Source organism: Reichenbachiella sp. MALMAid0571 (genome assembly GCF_040151475.1).
GTDB lineage: Bacteria > Bacteroidota > Bacteroidia > Cytophagales > Cyclobacteriaceae > CAXBNB01.
Window position 1 is genome coordinate 102,283 of the sequence record NZ_JBDKWG010000116.1, and the last position, 12,378, is coordinate 114,660.

Below are 12,378 nucleotides of genomic sequence, written 5' to 3' on the forward strand. Positions count from 1 at the left end.
ATTTTGGATTATTGAACACACTGTGGGATTCCATAAAAAAAGGAGACAAAGAATCTTATATAGAATTGTATGATCGGTTTTACCAACGGTTGTACATCTATGGATTTAAAATAGCCAGAAACAAAGAATTGGTGAAAGACTGTATTCAGGAAATGTTTCTTGAAATATGGAAGAAAAGAGAGACCCTCAAAAGTGTCAATACCATTCAGCCTTATTTGCTTACCTACCTTCGTCGCAAAATCTACAAAGAGTTAAAGAAAGAAGAAACTCTAAGCTCAGAAACTTACATTCCGGAAGAAGAAGACGCTTCTTATGAAGAATTACTATTGATAAACGAGTCATTAGAAGAGAAAAGAGTAAAGTTGCAATTGGAGCTTGATAACCTTACACCAACTCAAAAAAATATCCTAAAGATGTTGTACTATGAAGGGATGAATCATGACGAAATAGCGGAATACACCTCTTCATCAAAGCGAACTATATACAATCACATCCATCAGGCTTTTGAAACCTTGAAGAAAAACATCAACATGTTAATGCTTCTTATTTCTCCTTTTTTATAAAAAAATAAAAAATATTTCTTTTTATCTGGTAAATCTTAAAAATACCTGACACTTACTTGTATAAGCAGTATAGTATGTGGCAGCTAACATTTTTTTCAGTGTATCTGTTGCGACAGATTTGACTATTGATATTAAATAGTGAAAATGAAATTAAAATTTAAAAATTATTCAATCGAGGATTTCGCTTCTGAAAAATCCTTCATTAATTATTGTTTGAACAATAATGACGATGATGTCAGTTTTTGGAATGAATGGATATTAAATAATCCTGATCGTACAAAAGATGTCAACCAGGCGAAAAGTATTGTAGTAAAGTATTCACTTGGTTTGTCAGAACCTGAGTTGAGTTTTGAAAGAAATGAGTTTATAGCAAAGCTTGATGCGATATCAAATGAACCAGTTGCTAAGAAAACTGTAGTAATTAGCCCGGTATGGTCTTACGTAGGTAGGGTTGCTGCGGTATTAGTGATTGCTTTAGGATTAGGGGTAATTATCAAAATGACATTTGGTGATCAAAAATATGAGGTATTAGCCACTGCTTCCAAGACGATAAAAAGAAATCCCGTTGGCCAGAAGTCAATCATTTATTTGAGTGATGGGACCAAAGTAATCCTGAATGCTGAAAGTAGCATGGAATTCGACGAAGATTTTGGAAATGTATCCAGGGAAGTAACACTGGTAGGAGAAGCTTTTTTTGAGGTGGCCAAAGATGTAAGCAAGCCTTTTGTTATTAAGACAGGTGAAGTAACTACTACAGTATTAGGTACATCATTTAACGTAAATGCGTATCCTGAGATGAATGGAGTGCAGGTAGCTGTGATGACAGGAAAGGTAGCTGTGGAAAACACTTCGGCTACAGACAGTTCTGTTTCTTTAAAACCTACAGAAATGGTTACCTATGATGCCAGAACCGGAATATTGACACCTTCTGTTTTTTTGCCGGAGGAAATCATTTCCTGGAAGGATGGTATTATTTACTTCAAAAATGCTGACGAAAAATCTGTTTTTGCTAAACTGGAGAAATGGTATGGCGTGAAGGTAGAGGCTGAAAATGAAAGTCCCAGATCTTGGAACATCACCGCTGAGTATGATAACCTTTCTTTGGGCAATGTCCTGAAGTCTTTGAGTTATGCAGCCAATTTTGAATATGTAATAGATAAGAAAAAAGTAATTCTGAAATATTAAAATATGACTATGATGACAGGTATGAATTCAAGCTAAAAAAAACAGCAATGCTCAAGGAGCACTGCTGAAAACTTCTTTCCTATTGAAATGACAAGATCCGACCCAAGTACATTTCTCCAGGTTAGAAAACGTTCCAATGTATTTTTCTCACATTAAAACATAACAAAATTATGAATTTAAATCTTTTACTCCTATATAAAAGAATTGTAATGTTCACCGTTTATGGCTTTTTTATACAATTGCTTATGTGCAGTATTCTATTTGCTTCGGGAACAACTAATGCCCAAAAGGTCATTAGTGTCAAAGAAGTGAATGTGAATATGAATATTGAAAACGAAGGGCTTACTTCTGTTTTTGATAAAATCCGAAGTTCTTACGGATACAAGTTTGTCTATGACAAAAAGGATCTTGACCGTGATCTTAAATTAAACGGCCAGTACAAGGATGATTTCCTGTACGATGTTTTGGTAGATATATCAAAAAAATCAAGCCTTGGTTTCAGGCAGGTAAATAATACGATTACAGTAAAGAAGCTGAAGAAGCCGATGTTCAATCTTTCGGCTGTCCCTATGGTGGAGATAGTGGAGGATATTGGTATTTCAGGTAAAGTAACTGATGAAACGGGAGCCGCACTTCCCGGAGTGAACGTTGTGATAGATGGTTCTGCTCAGGGAAGCGTTACCGATCTTGATGGTAACTACAAAATTACTGTACCCGGTAGTAGTACTGTTTTGGTATTCAGCTTTGTTGGCTATGAAAACCAGCAGATAACTGTAGGAAGCCAGATGGTTATTGATGTAAGTTTGACTCCTGATGTTTCTGCCCTGGACGAAGTAGTTGTAACAGCCTTAGGTATTAAAAAAGCAGAAAGGACACTAGGTTATTCAGTGAGTGAAGTGAAGGGACAGGAAATAGCTCAGACTACAACTGTTACGCCAATAGCTGCACTACAAGGAAAGGCTCCAGGTGTTCAAATCAATACTACTTCCGGGGGAACTTATGGTGGTGCGAGAATTACCTTAAGGGGTAATGCTACTTTTGGAAAAAATACTCAGCCTATTTTCGTTGTAGATGGTGTTGCTATGGACAATGATATAAGTGGTGATGGTGGTACTGACTGGGGTAACCAGCTTAAGAATCTAAATCCTGACGATTTTGAGAGTATTTCTGTACTGAAGGGTGCTGCTGCAACTGCGCTATATGGTACACGTGCCTTGCATGGTGTAGTGATTGTTACTACAAAAAGTGGAGCGAAAAGAAAGGGACTTGGTGTAAGTTTTAATCAAAGCTTTGGTATAAGAACTGTATATGATGAGCCTGCATTCCAAAATGATTTTGGTTACGGGCCGGTTGCAGGTATGTTTTCAAACGATGTAACTAATGGACGTCCTGACGGAGATAGTCATGATAACCAGCAGTTTGCATACTACGAAGACGTAAATGGTACTTTTGTTCCTTCATTACAGCACAATATGAGTGAAGAGAATGCAGCAAGTTGGGGGCCAAGGTTTGAAGGTCAGGATTACATTGATTATGATGGTTCTATGGCCAAATGGGTAGCACAACCGGACAACTATAAAAAAATGTTTGAGACTGGTACAATCAGAAACACCAACATTGCTATCGATGGAGGTGGAGAAAACAACACTTTCAGATTGTCTTTTACTAATTTTTCTGACAAGGGTGTGCAGCCAATGAATGATTTCTTAAAGAATTCTTTTAGTTTGAAAGGGACTCAGGATTTGGTGAAAAATGTGATAACAGTAGGTGCTGGTATGAAATACACCGGATCAAAGATGACCAATCCGCCAACGGGTACATTACAGAGTGCATGGTTTCATGATGGATTTCCCCGTAGTTATGATGTGGACAAGTGGAGAAACAATTACAAAGATGTTGACGGTGGAGTTCCATATCCTACAGGAAGTAATAAATACATGTACACCAGAAAAAGTATGTCCTGGTTTTCTGTGTATGAGAACGAAATTGAAAGAAATGAAAGCCAGTTGTTGGCTGATGTATATGTGGACTTTAATATAGCCAAAGGACTGAGTGGAAAAATTAATGGAAATATTAATCAGTTTGACTATAAGAATGAGTCAAAAAATGCAGGTACTAGTTTGAATAGAATAAGCAATGCTAGCTACTCCTTATCACATGGACAGAAAATCCAATCGAGTTACGGTGCAAGTTTGACTTATCAAAAGGAGTTGTCTCAGGATTTGAAATTTGATGCTTCTATAGGAGCGACCACATGGACTACTGATGCCTCTTCTACAGGAGTTTCTACCAATGGAGGTTTAAAGGTTCCATTATGGTATAATCTTGCAAATTCATATAATTCTGTTAATTATAGTGGTGGACAAGGGGCTAAAAAAACCATTAATTCTACTTATGCTTATTTGAACTTTGATTATAAATCAACATTGTATTTGGCAATTACTGGTAGAAATGACTGGTCATCGGCTTTGACTTATGATACCGGGGCAGGACACAATTCTTTTTTCTATCCTTCAGCCAGTTTATCCTGGGTAGTAAATGAAACTCTTGCAATTCCTGAATCTATTTTTACCAAATTAAGAGTTTCCTATGCTCATGTTGGTAATGACACAGACCCTTATACACTTTCTTCGGGTTTTACTCCAGTGAATTTAACTGAAGATCCTACATTAGCAATGTATAAGTTTGAAAACTCTACTGCTATTTCTCCTAATATTAAGCCTGAGACCAAAAAGTCTTTTGAAGTTGGGTTAGATATGCGTTTTATGAATGGCAGAGCAAGGATGGATGTAGCGTATTACAGAGACAATACACACGACCAAATTATTGGATTGAACGTACCAACAGAATCTGGTATTACAAAGCAATTGATCAATGCCGGTAACATGCAAAATCAGGGAGTTGAAATCATGTTGGAAGCGACTCCAATTCAAACAAAAGATTTTTCATGGGATATGGGTTTTGCGTTTACACATAACAGAGATAAAATCATAGAGCTGTACCCTGGCGTAAATGAAGTATTGATTGGAGGATCTCCGAATGATGCAAATTCCGGTACAGGTACCTTTGCTTTTGTTGGTGGTGATTATGGAGTGCTTGCTACCTATCAGGGTTATAAGCCTTATGATGGAACCAATACTGCAAATCATGGTCTTCCTGTTTTGTCTCAGAGAAACAACTGGTCAGTGGCGTATCCTAATGGACGACAAAATACTGATTCATTGGTAAGCATGGGTAATATTCAACCGGATTGGTATGGAGCTTTCAATACTACCTTAAGATATAAAGGATTCAGGTTGTATGCTTTGTTTGACATGTCATTTGGTGGAGAAGTTTATTCCAGTGCATCAAGGTATGGATTGCACCAGGGCGTTACTGAATCCTCTTTACCAAATAGAGACAGAGAGAATGGTGGGATTGTTTGGACAAGTGAAGGAATGGGTAATAACTATTTCGGAAAAGAATATGAAGACGGATACATTCCTGAAGGCGTATTTCCTGATGGCCAAACTGTAAGATTTAGAGATGCAGATGGTAATACCACATTCAGAGATGTTGGAGGTATGACTTATCAGGAAGCTTATGATCAGGGATTGGTAGAGCCAACTCACTGGTCGGGATATATCTACAGGTGGACTTCTGCCAGTACAGGTAGTCCTTTGATGGGAGTGCATGAAAGCAACTGGGTGGTTTTAAGAGAATTGACATTCAGTTATGATTTGCCAGGTAGCTTATTGAGTAATTCTTTTATCAGAACTGCCAATGTTTCATTGACAGGCCGGGATTTGGGCTTCTTGCATAATTCTATGCCTGACAACATCAACCCGGCAATTACAAGTAACCGTGCCGGTGAAGGAAGAGAAATGGGTTTCGCACCTTATGTAAGGTCGGTAACAATGGCACTTAGGTTTACATTTTAATTCTTAAAAACAGAAACATCATGAAAAAAATAATAATATTATTACTTACAGTTGGTATTCTGTTCAGTTGTACTGACGAGTTTGGAGACATTAATACAGATCCGGATGTCATTACGGACATACCAACAGAGGCTTTATTCACTTATGTTGAAAAGAAGTTAGGAGACTACAAGGGTGCTGAGTGGTATCATGACAACCATCAGATCATGACATGGTTACAGTATGTATCGGGTGATCAGGGCAATGCCAATGATATCAATTCATTGGAGCCAAGAGGAGGGAAATACGGCCTTTTATATACAGACATATTGGTGCATTTGGAAGAAGTAAGGAGACAAATATCACTAAAGTCAGCTTCTGATCAGGAGAAGTATAAAAAACTTGGAGCCATTACATACATTGTTCAGGCGTTTCATGGATTAAGAGTAACTGATTTGTTTGGTTCTATTCCATATACTCAGGCGGCAAAAGCAAGAATTGAAGGTATCTTTAATCCTGACTATGACGATCAGGCTACACTTTTCGATACCTGGATTGCTGAGCTGGATGATGCGATAGCTGTCTTAGACGAATCTCAGGTTGACGATATCGATTTATTAACTGCGGATTTTATCTACGGGGGTGACTGGGACAAGTGGATTAAAGCTGCCAATGCAATTAAACTAAGAATTGCACTAAGGCTGGAGTCTCAAAATTTGACCAAAGCACAATCAATTATTGCCTCAGTGGTATCTGATGGAAGGTTGATTTCCAGTATGGATGATGAATTTACTTACAATATTGCTGAAGGATGGAGAGGTACCGGTGGTGCTGATATGGATTGGAAAGGAAGATTGTGGGCGGCTAAGCCAATGGTAGAGTATATGAAAACCACCCTTGATCCACGTTTGAGAGTATTTTATCAGCCTAATGGATACCATCAAGCTACTCTGGATGATATTTCTGCCAACAGTCAGACTGTGCCACCAGCTATAGATGTGGACAATGACAATGCAGTGCTTTATACTGCTGCAGATGGTGAAGATATCCTGGGGTACAGATACATAGGTGCTCCGGTAGATAGAAATGATCCGGATAAAAATGATTACTCTTACATAGAAAATCCTACAACAGTTGGAATCAATGCTACTCAATTGGCCAAGTACAATCAAAGGCTGATTATGAACGTAGGCTACAACTATGGTGATGGAGCAGGAGAAGGTACCTATGTGGATGTATTTATTTCTTATGCAGAAGTATGCTTTATGATGTCAGAATTTATCCTTAAGGGATACACTTCCGGAGATGCGGAGGATTGGTATGAAAAAGGGGTCAGAGCTTCTATAGAAACTTATGAAATGATTGCAGATATTGGACAATTGGACTATAAAATTGCTGGAAAATCTTATCCAAGGGTTCCGATAGCGGATAGTGAAACAGAAGCGTATTTGCTTACCCCGGAAGTGGCATTTGATGGGGTAAATGATTTGGAAAAAGTTTATATCCAGCAATATCTGAATTTTTACAGATTGCCTGATGAAGGATGGGTTTTGGCCCGTCGTACCGGTTATCCTAAATTCGGATCTTCTATATTGGCTCGTGGATATGTGAATGGCACTTCAGATTTACAGTATCCAAGAAGGATGCCGACACCCGACCCGGGAGACTTAAACAGAGTTAAGTGGGAAGCGGCTAGTGCTGCTCAAGGGATATCCGTACTTCTTGAAACACCGTCTGTGCTAAACACAGAGCGCCTTTGGTGGGATAAGAACAACCCTGCAATTGGCAGTGGAGGTAATTAATTAAGATAAAAACAAATATTTAATTCAGCTATGGATATGGGTCAACTTCAACTTTTGGAGTTGACCCTTTTTTATTATTTTTCCAATAGCCTTTGAAATCAGCCTCAATAATGATATACATCATTTGCATATTTATGTGAAAGGTTATAAACTTGGAGTTCGCTCAAATCACATTTTCATAAAAAGAATAATATTCTAATTGTTTTGAATGATAAGGTATTAATACAGCAAGTAGTTGACGGAGACGAAAAGTCTTTTGAAATGCTTTATGACAGACATTGGGAAATGTTGTTTCGTATTGCCAATTCAAAAGTAGGATCCATTGAACTGGCCAAAGAAATTGTCCAGGATTTGTTTGCTGACTTGTGGTTCAAACGAGAAAATCTGATTAACATCAAAGAAGTTAAGCCTTACCTCATTGGTGCATTAAAATACACAGTATTAGATCACATAAGAAAGCAGACTGTAAGGGACAAGTATGTGAAAGAAGTAATGAATACTGTGATAAGGAATGGTTACGACTGTTTCGAAAACGTTTCATACAATGAAACAAAAAATGTTGTTTTTGACCAAATAGAACTACTTCCTGTTCAGTGTAAGAAAGTTTTTAAATTGAGTAGGTTTGAACATTTACCTACCAAAGAAATAGCCTTTAAACTGAATTTATCTCCAAAAACTGTTGAAAACCATATAGGAAGGGCACTTCGGATACTGAAAACCAACCTTAAAGACCATCAAATCCATCTGGATGTTCTGGTTATATTATTTATTTGGTGATTTTTCACCTCTTTTCCCATAGGTATTTGAACTGCTGTCTGTTCCATTAAAATGAGATGTTTTATCTCATTTTCTTCTTCATTTTCCTGACTTCCGGTTTTTTTTACCCTTTCATAATCGCTTCTGTTGTATTCAGAATGGCATTTGCTACTACGGCATAAGCTGCAAGTTTGGCAGGCGGTACGTCAGTGTCTGTCACATACTCTCCGGTTGACAGTAGTTTTTCAGCTAAATCAGGATTGGCTTCATATTCAGCCTGTTCTTTTTGGAACAAGTCGCTTAAAACAAGTACTTCTTTTTCTTGCGGTTGCCGGGAAGTAGCCAGCCTGAAAGCGAACTTTATTCTTTCTTCAAGCGTTTCTCCTCCTTCATTCAACATTCGTGCGGCAAGTAACCTGGATGCCTCAATAAACTGCGGATCATTGAGCAACACCAATGCCTGCATTGGCGTACTGGTAGTTCCCCTCTTGATGGTACACTGCTCTCTGCTTGGAGCATCAAATATAGTCATAGACGGAGGAGGGAGTGTACGCTTCCAGAATGTATAAAGACTCCTTCTGTATAGTTCGTCATTGTGATCCTGAATATATTTCCTTAAACTTTGGTTGCCTGATGCCACCTCAAGCCATAGCCCTTTCGGTTGGTAGGGTTTAACGCTTGGCCCGCCAAGTTGCTTGCTAAGCAGGCCTCCAACTGCCAACGCATGGTCTCTCACCATCTCAGCCGACAGCCGGACTTGTCCTCCTCTTGCCAGGAGTATGTTTTCCGGGTCAATTTGCTGTAAACGATCGTTGGATTTTACCGACTGTCTGTAGGTAGCAGACATCACCATGGTTTTTATCAGTTGTTTGACATTCCAGCCGGATTCCTGAAATTCTATGGCCAGCCAGTCGAGCAGGGCAGGGTGAGACGGGAGTGTTCCCTGGCTGCCAAAATCTCCGGGTGTAGCTACCAATCCACGACCAAATACCATTTGCCAGTAGCGGTTGACTGCCACTCTTGCGGTTAAAGGGTTGTTTGGATTAAAGAGCCATTGCGCCAATCCAAGCCTGTTTTTTTCATAATTTTCATCAAATGCCATCACCGCTTTTGGTGTTCCTGGTTTTACGCTTTCTCCATGAGCATCGTATTGTCCTCTTTTTAGGATGAAAGTTTCTCTGGCACTGTCCATGTCTGCCATGACCATAGTCGGTTTGATGATAATATCTTCCGTACGGCCCTCACGGATTTTGTATTCCCTCAATCTCTGCGTAAGATTTTGGTATTCTTGATTATGATGGGTCAGTTGATAATAGAATAATCTCTTTTTGTCTGATTCACTTAGTTCTTGTTTTGCTAGAAGAGCCTGAATAGGATCGTAGGAGTTGAGCACTTTTACTTCCTTAGTGTCAAGGTATCTGTTAAAAAACATAAATTCATCTAACTGCCCTGCGACCAATCCACCACCGCCCTGATTTCTTCCCAGCAATAATTTTTTTGAAGGAGGAGGAGTGCCACGGAGGTCATCTTGTTGTACATATACCTCCATAGTGTTGCCATCCATATATAGTTTTATTTCATCTCCTTTTCCTGAGGCGTTATAAGCCAGTGTGACCTGAACCCATTTGTTTTCAGGGAGTGTTTCTTTACTCAGCAGTTGTATTCTTGAATTGTTTTTAGGATTGCTCCAGTACAGGCGTAACATTTTATCATTGGTTACCTGAAAATGGAAGTTAGTATTGTCTTCATTGGTTACAGATGTCAAAACCGATCCTCTGATACCTCCATCAAGTGATTTGATCCAAAAGCTGAGTGTAAATGGCTTGAAAAAATTGAAAGATTGAGTTGGGCTTAAGTTTGCGTAGTTGGTACCCATAAACTCCATACCGCCGGAAAACTTCCCTGTAATAGGAATAAGTTCATTGACTACTTCGGCTGGTTTTCCGCTAATTGCCTCCTGAATATTGTCGTTTTCGATGTAGTCGAGTGGGTAAAAAGCAACCAAGCCTTTTGGTGCATTTGAGATGGAAGCGTTTTTGGTATCAAGCTGTAAATTATCAAAACCTTTTGCCCGGCGGCCGCTCGCATATTGTTTTAGTTTGGTTTGTTGATCACTGACCAAACCTTTTACATAACTTCGTAATTCTTCTATTTTTTGATCGGGAAGAGGCAGGGAAGGGGCGGCTACTTCTACACCATAATCGACCCGGCCTCTTTCCGGTACACTATTGAAAAAGCTAAACAACTGGTAGTATTCTTTTTGTGAAATGGGGTCGTACTTGTGGTCATGGCACTGGGCGCACTCTACCGTCAATCCCATGAAAGCAGTCGAGAAAGTATTGACCCTGTCGAGCACATAAGTCACCCGGTATTCTTCATCAATTACTCCTACTTCTTGAGTTATTTTATGGTTTCGATTGAAGCCTGTCGCCAGCTTTTGTTCATAAGTGGCGTCAGGAAGAAGGTCACCTGCCAGTTGCCAGGATACAAATTTGTCATAGGGAAGGTTTTCGTTGAAAGACTTGATCACCCAATCTCTCCATGGCCACATACTTCTTTCAATGTCGTCCTGATAACCATGAGAATCGGCATATCGGGCCAGATCGAGCCATTCCATAGCCATTCGTTCACCGTAGTTTTTTTGTGCTAAAAAATCATCTGCCAGTTGTTCATAGGCGTCTGGTGAGTTGTTGGCTAAAAAGTCGTCTATTTCCTGTAAAGAAGGAGGGAGGCCTCTTAAGTCAAAAGAGAGCTTACGAATCAATTTTTCTTTCGTAGCTTCCTGAGATGGCTCAAGTCCTTCCTGTTCCAGACGGTTTAGGATAAAATTGTCGATTGGATTTTGTACCCATTCTGATTTGTTTACTTTGGGTAATTCTTCTTTTTGAGGAGGAGTATAAGCCCAGTGTGGTTTCCATTTTGCCCCCTGCTCTATCCACCGCTTTAGTATTTCGATTTCCCTGGGCGACAATTCCAGATTGGATTCCGGAGGAGGCATCAGTTCTTCAGGATCCGAAGTGGCTATCCGATGAAAGAGCTGACTCTTTTCCAAATCTCCGGGCACAATGGCAAACCGAGTCTCCAGACTATCCAATGGGGCTAAGGCACTTGCTTCCAGATCAAGTCTCAAATCTCCTTTAAGGGCATTTTCATCCGGGCCATGGCAGGCATAGCAACGATCGGACAGTATAGGTCGCACATGGAAATTGAAGTCTATGGTTTCCGGAATGGAGTTGTTGGCTACTAATTCACTCGTTGTTTGATTGCACCCATTTTCCATAATAAGGAGAAAGAAGCCTATCCAGAAAAGAAAATTTTTGATATTGTATAGTTGATTCATGTCTTGATATATTCTTTTAAAAAGGAGTGTTAGTCTTTGTTTGAATAAAAAAGTTAATCATTCCTTATATTTGAAAAATGATATTATTATCACTTTTCAAATGCTTGTAAGTTTGGTAAATAGCCTAATCAGGTTTAGGTTTTTTGGAGCAAATTTTATTCCATACTAAGGCTTCCATTTTTTCTAAAGTGGGTAAGTTTTTCAGCCAGGCACCAAATACAAATATTGTTCACTTTCCAAGATAGAAATAATAGAGATTTGTAGCCTGATTTTTTTTAAAATGTTTTCAAATCAGGAGTTTACCGTGTCTGGTTATCTATTGTTTACAGGACTTTTTGCGTTGGGTTAAATCTTCGCAAGACACATTCATATTTCGTTCTGTGGGGAAAAGATCGGAGAGGAAATATCTTTCTTTATGGGATGCTTGCCTCTGCAGGTATAACGTGCTTCGTCATTTCTGCGTAGGTAGAAATCTCATGGCGGAGGGCTGCTTTGGTAAGGAAAAACACTTTTACAAACCTGCTACAAGCTAGAAAGATTCCTCCTTCGTCGGGATGGCAATGGTGACATTTACTTTCACAGCTATGGTGGAAACACAGAACGAGAAGAAAAGGCACAAGCAAGACTCATTGTGCCAGTTTTTCCTGAAGTCAAAAAAAAACATGAACGACTATTAAATAGCCGCCCATGCTCCAAGCTGGTTGTAATGTTTCAAAATGACTACCAATTATCTGTATCTGTATGCGCTTTTTTGTCTGTAGTTGCGGCCTCCGAAGTTGTTGTTTAGTTTCAGGATCACTCTGCCGGTGTAGGTTGGTTGCAGGTTTCTCATT

The 12,378-nt window shown here is 39.2% G+C and carries 6 protein-coding genes; 5 read left to right on the forward strand and 1 reads right to left on the reverse strand.

The genetic code is table 11. From position 1 onward, the window contains the following. Positions 1 to 11: 11 nt before the first annotated feature. From AAOP42_RS08070 to AAOP42_RS08090, 5 genes are all read left to right on the forward strand, one after another. Positions 12 to 563 carry an RNA polymerase sigma factor gene (locus tag AAOP42_RS08070; RefSeq protein ID WP_349527978.1) on the forward strand — a complete coding sequence of 184 codons (552 nt, stop codon included), beginning with the start codon at positions 12 to 14 and terminating at the stop codon, positions 561 to 563. A 144-nt stretch (positions 564 to 707) separates the two neighbouring features. Continuing rightward, positions 708 to 1,748 (forward strand): FecR family protein, encoded by a 1,041-nt coding sequence (locus AAOP42_RS08075; protein ID WP_349527979.1) that lies wholly within the window; start codon positions 708 to 710, stop codon positions 1,746 to 1,748. Positions 1,749 to 1,993: 245 nt separating this feature from the next. Then, on the forward strand, positions 1,994 to 5,668 hold the full coding sequence (locus AAOP42_RS08080; RefSeq protein ID WP_349527981.1) for a SusC/RagA family TonB-linked outer membrane protein: 3,675 nt from the start codon (positions 1,994 to 1,996) through the stop codon (positions 5,666 to 5,668). A gap of 20 nt (positions 5,669 to 5,688) precedes the next feature. Further along, positions 5,689 to 7,449 carry a SusD/RagB family nutrient-binding outer membrane lipoprotein gene (locus tag AAOP42_RS08085; RefSeq protein ID WP_349527982.1) on the forward strand — a complete coding sequence of 587 codons (1,761 nt, stop codon included), beginning with the start codon at positions 5,689 to 5,691 and terminating at the stop codon, positions 7,447 to 7,449. A gap of 204 nt (positions 7,450 to 7,653) precedes the next feature. Continuing rightward, a complete protein-coding gene (locus tag AAOP42_RS08090) occupies positions 7,654 to 8,226 on the forward strand; it encodes an RNA polymerase sigma-70 factor (RefSeq protein ID WP_349527983.1) in 573 nt (190 codons plus the stop codon). Between the two features lie 103 nt (positions 8,227 to 8,329). Here the strand turns inward: AAOP42_RS08090 and AAOP42_RS08095 are convergent, their stop codons facing one another. After that, positions 8,330 to 11,545, reverse strand: coding sequence for a DUF1553 domain-containing protein (locus AAOP42_RS08095; RefSeq protein WP_349527984.1), 3,216 nt, complete (start codon positions 11,543 to 11,545; stop codon positions 8,330 to 8,332). Between the last annotated feature and the right edge of the window lie 833 nt (positions 11,546 to 12,378).